This is a genomic window from [Empedobacter] haloabium, assembly GCA_008011715.2.
Taxonomy (GTDB): domain Bacteria; phylum Pseudomonadota; class Gammaproteobacteria; order Burkholderiales; family Burkholderiaceae_D; genus Rugamonas; species Rugamonas haloabia.
On sequence record CP136508.1, the window covers coordinates 1,815,913 to 1,833,641 of the forward strand.

The following is a 17,729-nucleotide window of genomic DNA, read 5'->3' on the forward strand; positions in this document are numbered from 1 at the left end:
GCGATCGCGGCGATGCGGCCGGAAGAGCAGGAAGTGGCCAAGGCGGTGCTCGACGCGATCATCGTCAACAGCCAAGTGGCGGGGCCGCTGGCCCGGGTGAGCGGGCAGCTAAGGAAAAATGACGCGCAGGCGGCGCTGAACAATTGACCGAACAACCGCACCCCACGCGCAACAGTGCCGGGGTTAGGGGACCTCTTTAGCTGCTAAAAAGAGAAAAGGCAGCGGCGGCTCAACCAACGAAGAGCCTCACACATCACAGTCGAACAGCGCATGGTCGGCAGCACGGTCGACCATGCCCTGTTTTCATTTGTAATCACCTAAAGACTTGATTCCACGACGGTTTTGCCATAGGTCGGGCCTCTTCGAGCGCGGCGAATTCCAAAGTGTAAACAGCAAATCGGCTTTGAATTCAACCACTTACGGCTGAGAAACGCCTGCACGTTCCGTGCGTAATGTGTGCACATGATGTCGGGCGCGGGTATCCCGCGAAACGCCGGAACACCGATTGCGACAGCCAAAGGCGCAGGCATTGAATCTGCGCGTAATCCACGCATCAACAAGATGCCCCCGCTATGACTGCCGATCACGAGCCGATCCGCCTCACCCTGATCATGTGTTTTAGCTCATTGGCTCTCCTTCCAATAATGCGCAAACTTGTAGCAACCACCCGCGGTAGGTTAATCCATCTGCTTGTGGGTTGTAATAGCTGCCAAGTTGATTCACGATGCGTGACAGATCATCTTCTACTGGTGCGTTGATCAAGAGGTTTCTTAGCTCCCTCGAAGCTTCCCTTACTTCATCTCTGGGAAATTCGCTTAAATATCGTTCAACGACCCCGGTTGCAGTTAGAGATTCCTCAGGCCAGTCTGGATGAAAGTATCCAGCAAAAAATTCATATAAATTTGGGTATGTAGTTTTCATTGAATAGGGAATCCAGTATGAATTCTGAAGCCACTAGGCATGCTCGTGTCTTGACGTAATATTAGTCGCAAGCTTGATGTGTCAACAGCATTTGTCATGCCTCGTTGAATTGTTAATCCGGCGTTATCCATGAATGTGTGCTCAAGTATCATTTGCGGCTTTGATGTGCCTAGCCAAGCATTGATTCTGGCTTGATTTACGTCTAAAGCATCGGAAATCGCGACCTCAGCCGTCGCACGATTATAAAAAGAAGAAGAACCTGTTATTTTCGGCTCTGCCGCAAGTCGATTAAGTAGCTGCGCTTCTGTTTGAGCGACGTGTTTAAGTAACAAATGCCCACCAGCTGCCTCGTGTGCAGCTAAGCCACCATCTGTAACTATCGGGCTAAACGCTGCTATCGTATTTTTACCAACTTCATTGCCAGGCTCGACGGCGTACGCTAAACCACCGGTGCGGTACATGTAGTTCTCGAGCAGCGAGCCAGCCTTTGGCGCGAGCCACCTCACTGTCGCTGTCGCCCCAGTAATCGCTCCGTCTACGGCAAGCATGCCCACTTTGCCAACGCCTACAGTCGCAAGCCCTCCTGCGCCGAATTTGAACACCGAATCAGCCTGCTCTGCAAACGGCTTGTTCGAAAAGTCCTTAAATCCTTGGATAGCATCGTTAACGATTACGCCAGGGTTATTAGCTGCGAACTTGAGAGCGTTGTAAGCAGCTGCCCGCGTATTCGAATCGGTCACAAGTTGGAAAGCACCTTGAGCCGTTTTTGCTAGATCGTAGCCTACCTCATTTAGCAGTCCGCCAATGTGCCATGCTGCGGCACTGTAACCATTGCTTGCGCCGGCTTCCCTAGACGTATAGAACCGGCGATCCGAAGCTGCCGCAGCTGCCAGGAAATCAATTTGCGTTGACTGCATCTGAACTGGGCCAATGTTTTTCGGCGTCAGGCCAAAGATAGCATTCAACCGCTGATTTACATCGCCGCCATCAACAACAACTTGTGGAATAGGTGCTTGGTAATTTGAAAGGCGTTCGTCGTTACCACTCTTTCCGTAAGGATCATCGTAAGTTTCCAAGGCACTGAGCCAGTCCTTAGCTCCGCCGAGGAACTGCCTTGAAGTGAGCCCGCCGTACATATTGCGCTCTGCCTGCTCACGGGAAATTGGCTTGGTTGCTCGGCTTGCCTGTTGTGCATCGCCGGATTGCGATCCCATGCCAGCCAAACTGTTCCCCAACGCATTGCCAAACGCATCCGCAGCAATCTGAACAATCTCGATCTTACCTCCTCGCGCGACCGCAGTCGCAACACCGGCTGCAAAACCAATTGCAGTGGCTCTTGTCACCGGGCTGCCCTTAAGGAAGGCCGCGACCGGATTACTTCCGCTCAGATATTGCGAGGTTACCTGACCCACTCCAGCACCGGCAGCTGAAGCCGCGACGTTACGCCACTCAAATTTTTCCTGCAGGCCCGTAGCTACCGCGACGGTCTGGGAAACCACGTTTGATGCCGCTGCACGTGCAGCTGCCGCCTGCCATGTATCACCCTTGAACAATTCTGGCATGCCTTGCAATTCCGACATGCCTTGTGTTACTGCGGCACTGATGGCAGCTCTACCAACGGCTTTCCAGTCGAATTTGTCTTGCGATCCCGTCGCCATGGCCGTGAGTTGGCTAGCGATCGACCCGGGGATAGCGCCCAGATAATGCGTTACGACCACCGCCACGATCACTGTCAAGATCTGACCTATGACACCACAACCCTTCTTCGCCGCCTGCGGCGGCGGCAACGCCATTTCCGGGGTGGTACTACCGATGACTTCGCTAGCATTGTACGGCCGGAACGTGTCCGCGCCGTTGTAAATGGTCGTGGCCTTGGCCGGCAGCACCAGTTGCTGGCCGGCCTTCAGTGGCGTGTCGATGGCGGTCAGGCCGTTGGCGTCGGCGATCAGGTACCACAGGCGTTCGTCGCCCCAGACGTTCTTGGCGATCGACGTCAGCTTCTCGTTGTCGCTTTGGACGACGTACACACCCGTGTTGCTGTCGTTCGGGCTGGCCGCCGACAGGACCTGGTGCACGTTGCTGAACGACTCGTGCGCCGCGCTGCTGGTGCCGATCATTTCGCCGTTGGCGATCAGCGTGTGGGTCTGGACGTTGTTCTGCGTCTTCTCCAGCACGTGGCCGTCGCGGTCGTTGATCAGTTCACGGGCGTTCTCGCCAGTGACGCGGATCATGAAGCCGTTGGCGTCGTATTCCATCTGGCTCGTCTTGGTCGGGCCGCCGTCGTTGGTCACGTCCGTGCGCGTCAGCAGGCGGCTGCCGCGCAGCGTGCCGTACGTGTTGGTCGTGGTCTGCCCCTGAGTGGCGTTGCCGGAGTAGGCCTTGTAGCTCGACAGGTTGCCGCCGTGGTCGTAGTTGAAACTGACCATGCTGCGCTGGTTGTTGCCTGTACCGTCCAGCGTGCGCTGGTACGCCAGATTGCCATGGGCGTCGTAGTCGTTGAGCTGGCGCTCGGCGTTGTCGCGCGAGGCGATCACGCGGCCGGCGCTGTCGTAGCGGCGGTAGCCCGATTCGGTGCCGTTCGTCAGGATCTGCGACAGGCGCCCCAACGCGTCGTACCGGTAGGTTTCCGTCGTCAGCGTCCCGTTCAGGTACTTGTCCTCGATGCGGTTGCCGGCGAAGTCGTACTTGATGTCGTGCGACGTGATGGTCTTGTTGTCGAACTCCTTCCAGTAGGACGGGACGTCGTCGCGCGGCATCGCGTAATCGTCCCGGCGCGGCCCGGCCGGCTGCTGCACGAGCTTGGGATCGCGATAGGTCGTCACCACCTGGCCACCAACCTTCACGACGCGGTTCATCTTGTCGTACGCATAGTCGACCGTGATGGACTTGGCATCGCCCACGTCGTTGACGTAGCTGGTGCTGACGGTGCCGCGGTTGCCGAACGCATCGAGTTCGTAGCGGACCTTGTAGCGTGCCCGGCGCACGTCCGAATCGATGCCGGTCAGGCGGTTGCGCGCGTCGTAGGTGAGGGTGTTGGCCTGGACCGCGCGCACCCGGCGGCCCTGGGCATCGAGCAGCCAGGTCTGTTCGGACACGCGGTTGCCCGCGCGGTCATAGCCGTAGCGCGCCAGTTGGCTGAGCGATGGATTGTCCAGGGCGACCGTCATGGCGGCGTCCCGGTAATCGATATCTTTCGTTTCCAGCAGTAGACCGGTACCTGTCTCGTAGCTGTACGTGACGCGCTGGTAGGCAGCCGGCTGCAGGTCAGTCTCTACCGTGACGGTGTCGGTGCTGGCCAGCTGGCCGGCACCGTTGTACGTACTGGACGTACGGTTGCCGCCCAGGTCGACGTGCAGCGTCACGCGGCCGAAGCCATCGTATTGCCACGACTGCGACTTGGCCAGGTCGGTCTCCAGGCCGGCGGTGCTGTTCTCCCGTTCCGCGACCTTCTGGTTCAGCGCGTCGTAGACGCGATAGGTCGCCATTTCGGCGTCGTAGAATGCCAGGATGGGCGCCCCGTCGTAGCTGGCGATGACATTGCCGCCCAGGTCGTAGCGGTAACGACGCACCTGGCTCATGACCGGCTGCGCGCCTTCCGTGTCGGCCAGGGTACCGTTGCCGACCGCGATGCGGCGGCCCAGTTCGTCGTAGCCGTAGGTGTCGACGATGCGTGCACTGATCTTCGTATCGTTGGTCGCGCTGCCAGTGGCGATGCCTTGCCAGTTCGCGATCTCGGTGACCGCGCTGGTGCGCCGCACCAGCCGGCCCAGGCGGTCGTAATCGTAGTTGTAGACCACCTTCTCGGTGCCATCGAGCATCTCGGTGCTGGCGATGCGCTGGCCGAACGCGTCGATCGTGTAGCTCACGGAGCCGCCGTCGGCATGGGTTTCGCGCGTGACGATGCCTTGCGCGTTGTATTCATAACCGGTGACGCGGGTGACGCCGGAGCCGCCTTCGGTGCTGCTTTGCAGGCGCCCCAGTGCGTCGTATTTGTTGGTCGTCTGCAGCGATACCAGCGTGGTCGTGCCGGCCTTGACCTGCGTCGTCATCGGCAGCGTGCTGGTCAACACGCGGTTGTTGCCGTCGTAGGTCATCGTGGTCAGCCAGCTGCTGTTGCGTGCATCAGCCACCGTGAGGATGTTGCCCCAGCGATCGACGGTGTACTTGTCTCTGGTGCCGCCGCTGGTGCGGATGCCGGAAACGCTGCTGCCGATCACCGGCGGCAGGGCCGCCAGCGTATGCGGCTGGATGGCTTTCCAATCCATCGCTCGCACTTTTTCGTCGGCCACACGCAGGGCACTGGCGTCGCGCTGGGCATCCTGTGCCAGCGACTGCAAGCCAGCCCCCACGCGCGACTGGAAGCGCACGCTGGTGGCGCGCGCCAGCAGGTCGTCGCCATCGGCCGCAAGGTCGGCGATCAGGTTCAGCACCACCTGCGCCCGGCTCTGGCTGGCCAGCTGCTGGCGGTATTTCAGCGTCTCGGCGGCGCCCGGCACGTGACCCAGGCCGTCCTTGAACAGCTTCGCCAGGAAGCTGTCGTTGTCCAGCGCGTCCGGATACAGCAGCTTGCCTTCCTCCGCCTGGCCCAGCATCGAGCGGGCCAGCGCCACCAAGTCGCCATTGGATTGCTTCAAGGCGTCCAGCCAGAAGCGCACGCCGGACGGCTCAGGGACGCGATTGTAGAGCAGCGTGTAGAGCTGCACGACACGCACGGCGTTGCCCGCCGCCGGGTCGGCGGCAAGCGCCCGCGCGCCCGTGCTGTCGTACTGGGCCGCGATGCTGCGCTGGCTGATATTGACCAGCGTCGTATAGGCCGCCAGATCCGCGGCACTCTCGCTGCCCTGGGCGAGGACGCCCAGACGGGCGGCGACGCGGTTGTTCAGGTTGGTCGCATCGGCGTTCACGCCGGTCGTCACGCCGGCCACGAAGCGGACGGCGAGGTCGGCCCGGCTGACCGTCGCGGACAACTGCCTGGTCCAGAATGCCAGTCCGGTGGGGTCGTCCTTGAAGTCGCGGCCCAGGCCGAAGTTGTACAGCTGCGTCACGAACTGGGCATCGCTCATGCCAGCGGGGTAGAGCGCATTGCGCTGCGCCTCCGGCGTTGCCATCAGCGTTGCCGCCAGCTGGCTCGTGTTTGCCGATCTGTCCAGCAGGCGGTGATGCCAATAGTGCAGCTCGCCCAGCAGGGGCGGGCGGTTCAGCAGCACGATATACAGCTGCACAATCTGCTGCGTATACATTGCGCCCCGAGTGGTGCTAATCCGTGTAGTCGCCACGCCGATGGCTGTGCGGGCCTCAGAGGCAACTGCCAGCAGCGCGTCGCTGATCACACGGCTTGGCGCGGCGGCGGCATTCATCGCCGCCAGCGGCTTGCCGTACACCTCATAGTCGGCTTGCGCCTTGCTCCAATCGCTGTTGGCAGCGTTGTAGCGGATACTGGTCTCGGCGGCCAGCTTGATGGCGCCATCGGCTTTGATGACGGCGTCGTTCGCCGAGATCAGTTCTTTCAGCGACTCCAGTTCGTTGGAAGTCGCCAGCTTCTTGGCGGTCGCCTGCTCGATGGTAATGCCGGCTCCGTTGTACTTCGCCAGCGGGGCCGCGACGGCTCGGGTGGCCTCGGCCGCCGCGTCGATCGCGGGCTGTTCGGCGTTGATGTCGGTTTCAGCACGCGCGATGAACTGCTTCTCCAGTAGCGTCGTCGTAGCGGCGTAAGGATGGCTCGCATCGTTCATGAACCCCTTGGCCACGGTCACGCGCGAGACCGGCGGCTTGGCGCGCAACTCGTTGGTCAGGTGCCAATCGACTTCCGCCCGCGTCGGATTGGCCTTGTTCAGTACCTTCAGGTACAGGCGGCGCACGAACGCCTCGTCGTCGGCCGGGTAGTCGACCGCGATCAGATCGGCCATCAACTGGTCGGTCGAACGGCCCGCGTGGATGTTGCGCATCTGGTCGACCACGCCCTTGTAGTCGGCGTCACCGCGCAGCGCAGCATAGATGTCGACGACCGTGTGGCGGGTCGGCAATTTGAGCAGGTCGCGGCCATAATCGCCCCACGTGACCGCAGCTGCCTTCGCCTTCAGCGCCGCGGTTTCTTTGCTTTTCGCCGTTTCGTAGTCGCGGTAAAGGGGCAGTACGCGCCCGTAGTCGTCCGAGGCCTTGTTTGCCGCCGCTTCGGCTTCCGCCTTCATGGTCAACAGGAAGCCGGCGACCTTGCTATCGAAGCGCTCCTTGTAGGCCACGCCTGCCGGGTGACCTTCCGAATAGCTGAGGAAGGCGGTGAGCAAGGTGACGGCCAGCTGGGCGCGCGCATAGGGATCGCCGGCGCCGCTCCTCAACTGCGTCGCGTACATGTCCACTTCGGCGGGTGTTACTTCGGTGCGGCCGAGGATGTTCTGATATAGCGTGCGCACGAACGCTTCGTCGGACAGGCCGCTGTACATCTTGCTACCGTCGGGGCCATTGAGCATCGCGTAGGCGATCGTCTTCAGCGCGGTATCCGGCTGGGCATGGTAGTCGACTTCCTTGAACAGCTGCGGCGCGATCGGGCGCTGCAGGAGCGATGCATACAACTGCACTACCCGCAGCCGTAGCGTGCCAAGCCCGTCGCCAGCCTTGTCGGCCCTGCCGAGCGCGGCGCTGGCCGCGGCGCTGTCGGTTTGCCGCTGCAGCTGGATGGCGTTGTATTCCTGCGTGAGCGCTTCCAGACTGGTCTTCAGTTCGTTGGCGCGCACCGACAACGGTGCCGCCTTGGCCGATAGCTCGGATACCTTCGTCGTGATGGCCTTGTCGACTTCGATATACGCATCGTAGACCCGTGCCGAGAACCCAGAACGGTCGCTCAGGAACGTCACGGTGCGCGCATCCGGTGCGCCGTTCTGGTAGCCGATCACCTCGTTCAGGATGCCCAGCGCGACGGTGCCCCGGGTCTTCGGCGCGGTACCGCCCAGGGCCGCCGTCCAGGCGTCCAGCGTGGCTTGCGGCACCACGTCGGCAATTCCACTCACCGGGCGCCCCAGCACGGTACTGTAGACGCGCCGGACGAAATCGGCCGGCGCAAGGCCGGCGTAAATGGCCTGGCCCTCCGGGCTCTCGATAAAGTGTTGCGCCGTCTGTTCCAGGGAAGCGTTGCCGATCCGGGTGGCGTAGTCGTTGATCGCGTCCAGGTCCGGCGACAGCCGGAACGTGGCGGCGCTGCGTCCCAGCAGGCCGACGTACATCTGCATCAGCTGCATCCGCACGCGAGCACTCGGCGTGGCCTCGACCTTCGCCAGGGCCGTGTCCCGGTTCGCCCCCGCGGTACCACCGTTCGCGCCAGCCTGCGCCAACTGCGCACCCTGCGCCGCGGCCGCCTGCACGCGTTGCGCGCCAGCCTGCATCTCCCGCAGTGCCGCGTCGCCGAGCATCCGGATGGCACTGGCGATATCGGTGGCGGTCACCTGGTTCAGCACGTCGCGCAGGACTGTCGCATTGCCGATGTCCAGTTGCGTCCCCATCAGCATCGCTACCGCCACCTTGTTGCCGAACGTCGCGCGCAGTCCAGACTGGTCGGCCGGCAGGCCGGGACTGTCCAGCATGCCGGTGGCCACGCGCCAGGCCAGCTCGGTACGCGGCATGCCCTTCGCCAGCATGTCGACATAGCCCAGCACCTCCTTCTCGGCCGCCGCCGGGCAGGTGCCCAGCGCGGCCACGTACAACTGTCGTACGAAGGTGTCATTGCTCATCGTGCCCCAGCCGCGCAGGGCCGGATGGAGCTCGTCGACCGCCAGGAAGCCGGTGGCGATGCGGGTCCAGTCCGCATCCGTCGCAGGCAGCTGCGTCATGTAGTTGTTGAAGCCAGCCTTGTCCGGTGCCCGGCCCAGCAGCACGACGTACAGCTGCGCCACGCGGCGCTGCATTTCTTCGTACGGCGCGCCAGAGGCCGCCACCGACGTAGTCTTCTCGTACAGCGTGGCGGCTTCCAGCGCGGCCTTGATGCCCAGCTGTGCGGCCTTTAGCGCCGCCTGCGGATCGCCGGCGGTGGTCACACCGGCCAGCATGGCGCGGCCCGTCGCTCCGTCGATCTGGTTGCCTTTCGTGACCGCCGATTCGTACGCCAGCGCGACCTTGTTGTTGAACAGGTTGCGCTCGGCCAGCGGGGCCTTGTCCTGGCCACGGTAGCCGGTGACGTTGTCGATCAGGTCCAGCACGAACTGGGCTGGCGTGATTGCGGGCGTGGCGGCGAACTTCGCCATCCACTTCCCCTGCTCCGTCGGTGTTGGTGGACGCCCCAGCATCACGTGGTGCAGGCGCGTCACAAGCTGCTGGTTGTAGGCGTCGGTACTGAGCTTATCCGACGGGTACATCCATGGCGCCTGTGCTTCGGCGCTGGCTAGGAAACCGGCGACGACGTCCGTCATCGCGGCGCCTGCCAGTTTTGCCAGCTGGTCGTTCACACCCTTAGCTTCGGGCACGCGGCCAAACAAGGCAACGTACAGCTGCACGATGCGGGTGCGGTTTCGCTCAGCCGCCGCTGCCTCCGCGCCAGCCTTCAGCGCGCCCGGCAAGTCCGTTACCGCCTGCTGCATCAGCTGGTCGGCCAGGAACTGATTGGTGCCGCGCTCTTTCACCATGTAGCCGTACAGCGCCTCGGTCTTTGCCGCGATCACCTTGGCCAGGTCGCCGCCGGCGCCGCGGATCGCGTCGAGCAGGTCCAGCAGCACCTGGCCGCGGCCGTCGTTGCGATCGCTCTTGGCGCGCGCATACAGACCGGCCCACTCGGCGATTTCCGTTTTATAACGGGTGTCGGTAGCGGCAACGCCAAAGGCCTGCTGGTAGATCGTCGTGATGGTCTTGACCGGATCGTCGGCGTTATAGCCGCGGCTGGCGGCTTCCTCGCTGAGCAGCATGGCCGACAGCAGTTGCGCCGTGTCGCGCCCCTCGTTGTAGGCATCCAGCCAGAAGTTCAGGCCATTGGCATCCGGTGCGCGGTTGAACAGCATCGTGTACAGCGCGACCAGCTCGCGGTCCAGCTTTTCGCGCTCCGTGACCTTGACCGTCAGGGTACCGGCCTCGCGCCGGGCCGCGGTGTCGCCCGGTGCCTGCACCCACACCTCATATTGCAGGTCGCCCGCATCGAGGCCGATGGTGGAAAACGCCAGGCTGTCGCCCAGCCAGTGCACGCGCTGGGGTGCAGCCGTCGTCCATTCCTGCGTGCCCTTGGCGCGGTAGCGCACCGTCACGACGCTGCCCCAGTCGTTGATGTCGCCGATCAGGAGCTGGCTGTTGTCGCTGACCTGCCCGGGTTGCTGCGGCTTGCGCACCCAGTTGCCGTCCTCGCGCACGAGCACCGTCAACAGGGGGTTCCAGACCGCGCTGTCGGCCACGTGGCCCAGCATGTCATAGCGCGTGTCGGTGCGGCGCACGTCCATCCGGCCCAGCGCCTGGCTGGCGTCCGTCAGGCCCGCCAGCGCGCCGATGGTTTCGCTGACGATGCTGGAGGTGGCATTGCCCTGCACGTCGAACAGCGTGACCTTGTAGACGCCGTCGCCCGCGTTGCTGAGCCAGGCATTGCCGGCGTTGTCGTAGCGCGTTTCCTCGCGCCGCAGCACCTTGCCGGCACTGCTGACGGTGTTGGCGATGGCTTCGCCGAAGGCGTTGTAGTCGGTGTGGCGAATGGTGTCCGGCGGGGTTGCCGGTGTGCCGGCGCCGTTTGCCAGCAGGTCGACGTTGCCCGGCTGAGTCACGTCCACCAGCCGCCCCAACGCGTCGTACGCATTGATCGTGAACGCCGTTTCCTGCGTGCCGGCGCTGGTCACGCTACGCCACTGCTTGGCGACCCGGCCGAAGCGGTCGTAAGAATAGTTGATCGTCTTGTTCTCGGCGTCGATCGTCTTCACTGCGCGGCCCAGCGTGTCGTACACGGTGGCGGTGATCCGGTCGAGCGCCGGGTTGGGGGTAAGCGCCGACGTGCCGTCGGCATACTCGATGCGCAGCACCGTGTTGCCGAAGACATCCAGGCGGAACTGGGTGTACGGATTCTTGGCACTGCTATTCGCTACGCGCGCCGTTCTGACAGTCCGGCCCAGCGCGTCGTACCAGATGAGATCGCGGGTGTTCGACGCGTCGGTGGTCGAATACAGGCGACCCAACTCGTCATAGGCATAGGTAGTGGCGGCATTGACCTCGGCGCCCTTGCGCAGTTCGCTTAGCTTGTTGCCGTTGGCATCGTAGGTGTACACCGTCGTGCGGTCCGCGGACGCGCTGGCGGGTGGTTGCGGCGAGGTTGCGGTCCACAGCGATTGGGCGGCGTCCCACTTCCCGATGGCCGTGGCGAATTCCTGCGTTTCGGTCAGGCGGCCGGCGTCATCGTATTTCCAGGTCGTCAGGTAGCCTTTTGGTGCCGTCGCGTCGAGCACGTCGACCTGTGCCCGCTTGTCGCCGCGCTGGTCATAGTAGTACAGGGTAGAGGCGGCTTGCGTCAGCGCCTTGCCGCTGGCGTCGGCGCCGTAGACGTTACGCTCGGCCACTTCGCCGAAGCCGTTGTAGCGGGTGACGGTCGTCCGCGCCGCCGTCAATTGCGGCTCGCCGGACAGGCTGTGCGTATCGTAGAGAGAGGAAGCCGGTTCGGTTACCTTGACGGCGCGGCCCAGCAGGTCGTATTCGGTGCGCACGACACGATTCGCCGGCGCCGCTTCACGCTGTTTCAATACCTTGGCGCGTTGTGCCGGATCGTACGATTCGATGCCAGGGATGGCGTCGGCATAGCGCGTCAGTGCGGCCACCTCCCCAAAGCTGTTGCGCTTGTGATGCGTGACATAGCCCAGCGCGTCGATCTCGTTGCTGACGCGACCGGCCAGGTCGTAGCTCTTGTAGCTGACATTGCCCGCCACGTCGCGGTTGCGCACTGCATTGCCGAGCGTGTCGTAGCTGACCTCGACGTACAGGTCCGCCAGCGTGGTTTCGTTGCGGACGGCGCGGCTGGACGGGCCGTCCTTGGCTGGATCGTACACAGTTGCCGGTGGCAGCAGGGTCTTCACCTGACGCCCCGCGAGATCGTATTCGTAGCGCGTGGAGCGCAGCATCGTTTCGGTGATGTGCTGTCTGATGCCTTCGCTACGCGTCTTCAGGTTGCCCAGTGCATCGTAAGCGTAGCGCGTGAGCTGGCTGACCGGTATGGGCGACATGAACGGCCCTTGCGCGATATTTTCCAGCCCAGCAGCCGAATAGGAATCCACGGTCGGCGTTTCTTCTTGCAACAGCCGCCCCGCAGCGTCGTACGTGTACGTCCAAATTTGGTTCAGCTTGTTCTTCAGGGTCAGGCGTCGCCCGATGGCGTCGTAGGTATACGACTCGGCTTTCTGCAGCGCGTCCGTCGTGCTCAGCACGCGGCCCAGGGTATCGTACGTGTACCCCACGGTACGAGGGCGCAGCACCGTGGTCGCCGCGTTCTGCCGGCCGGCCGATGCCAACAGCGCGGTGACGAGCGCGCTTTCGCTGCCGGTGCGTTCCGCCGGCGTCAGTTCCGTAGGGTAGCTGACCGTCGCAATGCGGTTGCCCAGCGCGTCGTAGCGTTGTTCGACGAAGTAGCCTGCGGCATCGACGGAGAAGCGCAGACGGCCGTTCTGGTCGTAGATGTAGCGTTCGCTGCGGTCTCCCGCCGCCGCTTTGACGAGTTTGGCGACGGCATCCGCGCCCGCTGCCGCCGGGAAGGCCGACAACGGCGTCTCGTAACGGACAAGCTGGACAACATTGCCCAGCGCGTCGTACCGGCGTTCGGTGACGGCGCCGGCGGCGTCGATCTCGAAGCGGGCCCGCCCGTTCAGGTCGTAGGCGGTGCGGCTCACCCGATCCAGCGGCCCTGCCAGCGGCAGCGTGCCGTCGGCGTTGGCCGCCGCGGCATACACGCGCGTCTCGACGCGGTTGCCCTTGGCATCGTAGACGAAGCCCGTGACCATACCGGTCGCGTCGATGGTCGCGACCAGGCGATTGCCCGCGTCGAAGATGCCGCGCGTGACGCGGTCGTTGTCCTTGTCCGCGCGTACCGTACCCAGCAGGTCGCCCGGTGGCGTGCCTTCCAGCGCCGTGGCGTACTGGGTCGTGCGTACCAGATTGCCGGCGCCATCGTAGACATTGCCGCTGACGGCCCAGCGCATGGCGCCGCCCGCAGGCTTGCCCTGGGCGACGGCCGTGGCGATGACACGCCCGGCGCCATCGTATTGGTAGCGCGTGACGGCGTCGCTGTCGCCCACTGGCGCCGCCCGCAGCAGCGCGCCAGAGAGCGCCTTGGCGGACAGCGGCTGGGCAAGCGCACGCCGCTCCAGCACGCGGCCGGCCGCGTCGTAGGTGGTGCGGGTGACGGACCAGTTGGGAATGCCGTCCGCGCCATTGCCCTGCAGCGCCGCGGTCACGTCCGGGCGGCCGGCGGCGTCATAGAACGTGTACTGCACGGCGTCGCTGGCGCTGGCGGCAGTGCCGGCCCAGGCCTGGATCGTGTCCACCGTGGGCGTCTTGTTCATCCTCGTCGCGAACGCGCGGCGCGACTGCACGTTGCCGGCCGCGTCATAGTCGACCGTTTCCACGCTCCAACCGTTGACATCGGCCTTTGCCGTGGCGTACAGCCGGCCGGACTGGTAGAAGTAGCGCACGTCCTCGTCCTTGCCTTGCGCGGCCCATGCGACGGTGTACACATTGGCGAGCGTGACCGCCGTCGTCACCGTGGTGGCATAGCGCAGGCGCCGGGTTACGTTGCCGTCGTTGTCATACGTGAAGGTCGTCAGCGTGCCGGCCGGGTCCAGCGTGCCGACCAGCCTGCCGTCGTCGTTGTAGACGTTGTACGCCGTGGTTGCCGTGACGAGTGTCGTGCCGGCCAGGGCCACGTCGCCAGTGGTGCGGGTCAGCAGCTCGCCGAACGCGCTGTAAGTACTGGCAGTGCTGGCGCCCTGGGCATCCTTGTACAGGATCACGTTGCCGCGCTTGTCGTAGGCGTAGCTCTCCACGCTGTCCGGCGTCGTACTGCCGCTGCTGCCGGCCCGGTTCGCGTGCAGCCGTTTCTCGGTCATACGGCCATAGGCGTCGTACGTGCGGCTTTCGACCGCGCCGCTGGTATCCGTCGTGTACGTGACGCGGCCTGTGCTCGTGTATACGTCCTTGACGCGTTGGCCCACCGCGCCGCTCAGCTGCGTCAACGCCGCCAGCGGCGTACCGACGACGGCCCCCGGCACCTTGCCAACCGCCGCCGTCATGTCGATGCCGGCCTTGCTGGTGTAGCGCAACGTCGCGGCTTGGCCGAAGGCGTCGTAGGTCGTCTCGCTGACGCCGCCGGCGGCGTCGATCGCGTAGCGCAGCCGGCCATCGTTGTCATAGCGGAACTGGCTGACCAGGTCGCCGTTCGACAGTTGCAGGGCAGCGCGTACTTGCTCCAGCGTTGCGTTCTCGGCAATGGCCTGGGCCGGGCTCAGGTAGCGGCGTACCGCGATGACCTGGCCGAAGGCATCGTAGATCTGCTGGGTGGCCTGGCGCATGGCGTCGATCGTGTAGACCAGCCGACCCGCCGGGTCGTAGAAGTACAAGGTCTTGTTGCCGTTGCCGTCGGTCATGCTCGCGCGTTGGCCTGCGGCATTGTAGGTGTACGTGGTGGGTGCCAGATTGGCGGCGGCGCGCTCGGAGACGAGGCGGCCCATGGCGTCGTAGGTGCGGCTTGCCGTCAGGCCGCTCGTGCGGACGACGCTCAGGACATTGCCGAACTTGTCGTAGGTATAGGTGGTCTGTTCGTAGCCCCCGGCGCCAGCGCCCTTGCCGTCCGTCACAGTCTCGTCCTTGACCTGTCCGAGCATGGTGTAGGTGTAGGTGGTGACGCGATCGTTAGCGGTGGGCCATTCGATCTCGGCCGTATCATTCCGCAGTACCGGCAGGGTATTGGAGACCCATTGAGCGGCATAGCGTATCCGACGCGCGACCCTGCCGTCCTGGTTATAAATTACTTCCGTCAAGTAATTATCACCGTCCAGCGTAGCGCGCAGGCGGCCATGACCGTCGTACAGCATGCGCTCTCGGATTGCCGCACTGGTATCGGCGGGTCGCAGTTGCGCTACCGCCGTCAAAGTGGCGGGAATCATCACCGGCATGCCGTAGGCGATCGTCTCGATCAGCTTGCCAGCGCCGTTGTAGACGTACTCTGTCAGCGTTGAGAGACTGCCGCGCGTCTCGACCTTGCCGGTCAGCAGGCCGTCGGCGTCGTAGACCATGCGCGTGACACGGTCGTCCGCCGACTGTGGATCGCCGGTCGCGTCCCAGGTAATGCCGCCGGCCAGCTGCCACGGCTCCAGCCGGGCCGCGCGGCGTACCGTCAGGACGAGCCTGCCGGCGCCATCGTACGTGTTGCGGGTGATGTAGCCCTCCGGGTCCGCGCTGGCAACCAGCCGGTCCTGGCTGTCGTAGCGCTGCCAGCTCTTGCGGTCGAAGTCGCTGGTGACGGCAAGCGGGCCAGTGCGCAACTGGTCGAGCGTGACGCCCAGCCTCAGCTGGCCGCCGTCGAACAGCGTGGTCAGGTCGGCCAGGTTGCCATAACGGACGATACAGGTCGGCAGGCTGGCGTCACCCGTATAGATGTGCTCCGTCAGCGCGCCATCGGGGCCGACTTCAGCAACCTTGCGCCCGGCCGTGTCGTACAACCATACGGTCTTGCTGCCGCCCGGCGCGGTCGTCATGCGCAGCCGGCCCGCCGCGTCATAGGTGTTGCGCGTGACAAGCATCTCGACCAGCTTGCCATCGCTGGCCGTGATCGACTGCTGTGTCGTCAGCAGCCGGCCAGCGCTGTCGTACACTTTGACGGTCGTGATGCCGTCGGGCGTCGTGATGGTGGCGCCGATCGCGTTGCCGGCATAGACGTAAGTAGTAACGCCGGAGGTCAGGCCGTCCGCCGTGCGTTTCGTCAGCACGCGGCCCAGGCCATCATAGGTGAAGCTTGTCTCGATGCCGTTTTCAGTCGAGCTGAGCAAGTTGCCCGCGTAGTCATACTTGTACCTGGAAGTCTGCGCACCGCTGGCACCGCTTGCACTGTCCGTGGCGGGCGCGCTGGCGTAAGCAATGCGGGACACCAGCAGACCCCGTTCATAGATATAGTCGGTGCGGCTGATGGCGCCAGCGCTGCCTGGATTGGCCCAGGTGGCGACATCTGCCTCGGTCGGCAAGGCCGTGGCAGCCAGTCGCGAGAGGTCGTATGCCTTGGACAGGAACGTCCACTCGCGCACGCGCTGGCCAGCCGCATCGTATCCGTATTCGGTGACGCGGCCCTGCGCCGTGATGGCGAAGCGCACCAGGTGGGCTTTATCGGCCGCCGCGTGGTAGACGTAGCGGGTCGTCAGCGGCTGGGTCGACGCCGTGCCCGCGTACGCGGTTTCCGTCAGCACGTCACTGGTGTAGCCGCGCGCGGGGTTGGCCGCGTCGACCAGGCGGAACGTGCGCGTGACCGTATTGCCATCGGTATCGCGCTGCTGGACGCAGTTGCCGTGCGTGTCGTATTTGAACTCGGTCGTGCGGTTGGCCGCATCCGTGACCGAGTGCACGTCGCCATTGGTCTCGTAGGCGAACTTCAGGCGCAGCGGAGGCGTTGCGCTGTCCGGGCCGGCGACCTCGACCAGGCGGCCTTGGGCATCGGCGGTATAGGTCGTGACAAGGCCGAGCGGGTCGGTGACGCGTGTGACCGACCGATCGCCGTCGGTCCGGTAGTTGAACGACGTCGTGCGCACAGGCATTGCCGAGTTGTCGCGTTCGGTAATCGATGCGACCTTGTCGCCTTCGTAGGCGATGTTGAGTGCCGAGCCGTCGTCTTGCACGATGCTGTTGATCAGGTTGGTATTGCCGACGTAGCCGTAGGTGACGGCATAGCTGGTGGCCGGCGCCCTGGCATTGGCTGGTTCATCACCAATGATGGCCGGTGTAAGGTCAGTGACGACCCGCACCAGTCGGCCAAGAGGATCGGTGATATAGGAAGCACGGAACGTCGCACCGGTAAACATGTTCTGCGTTACGAGCAGTTCAGTGTTGCCATCGGATAGGGTCCGATACGCGTACGACGTGCCGACACTGCTGGTATTGACCGAAATCAAGCGCTCCCTGGCGTCGTACTCGTAGGTGATGCGGGTGCCGAAGGGGGCCGCCGTCGTGGCTTTCTTGCCGCCTTCATCGCCGCTGGCTACCAACAGGCCCGCATCGTTGTACGACTCGTACAATTCCTTGTCGTCATCGCGGCCACCGGTCCAGTGCCATTTGGCGTCCGTGGCGCTCCAGCGAATGGTCTGGTAGGCGCCGCCGCCGTCGGTCGATACGTAGGCGCCGCGGGCCGTGTCATAGGTAAATGTCGAGACACTGCCATCACCAGCTGTGCGGGTGAACGGTACCAGGGGGGAGCTGGGCTGTTGTGCCAGCCGTGGCGCGCCGTTCAGGCGAGCCAGGCCGTTGCTCCAATTGTTGCCGGGTCCCTTGCCGAAGCTTCCCAGCGAATTGTAAGTGCGCGTGTAGGCGAGGTTGACACCCTCGACGGCCACGAACCCGTCCTTGTCCTGCAAGCTGAGGTTGCCATTCACGACGTTGAGGTAGACGCCTTCCTTGGAGGTACCGAACGCGGCTTCGCCAAAAATGCCGTTCTTGCCCAGTTCGCCCGCCGAGCCTGTTGCCAAGCCGAAACCCTTGCCGCCTACGATCGCTACCATATGTTTCTCTCATCATTGTTGTAACGGAACTTCCGTTCTATAACTAATGTATCCAGAGAAATTTCCAAGAGTTTAGGTGTTTCGACATTTTTTTTGCTACCCGCTGAAATCACTCAACAA

Annotated in this window: 3 protein-coding genes; 1 reads left to right on the forward strand and 2 read right to left on the reverse strand. The window is 63.7% G+C overall.

Annotation, left to right across the window (positions count from 1 at the left end):
* The first annotated feature begins 12 nt into the window (after nucleotides 1–12).
* On the forward strand, nucleotides 13–147 hold the full coding sequence (locus tag E7V67_007920) for a hypothetical protein (protein ID WUR15023.1): 135 nt from the start codon (nucleotides 13–15) through the stop codon (nucleotides 145–147).
* Nucleotides 148–618: 471 nt separating this feature from the next.
* On the opposite strand, the gene E7V67_007925 is transcribed toward E7V67_007920, so the two are convergent.
* A complete protein-coding gene (locus tag E7V67_007925) occupies nucleotides 619–921 on the reverse strand; it encodes a contact-dependent growth inhibition system immunity protein (GenBank protein ID WUR15024.1) in 303 nt (100 codons plus the stop codon).
* Nucleotides 918–17,609: a DUF4214 domain-containing protein gene (locus E7V67_007930; GenBank protein WUR15025.1), complete on the reverse strand. Its 16,692-nt coding sequence runs from the start codon at nucleotides 17,607–17,609 to the stop codon at nucleotides 918–920. The genes E7V67_007925 and E7V67_007930 overlap by 4 nt, the downstream gene beginning before the upstream one ends.
* Nucleotides 17,610–17,729: the final 120 nt, after the last annotated feature.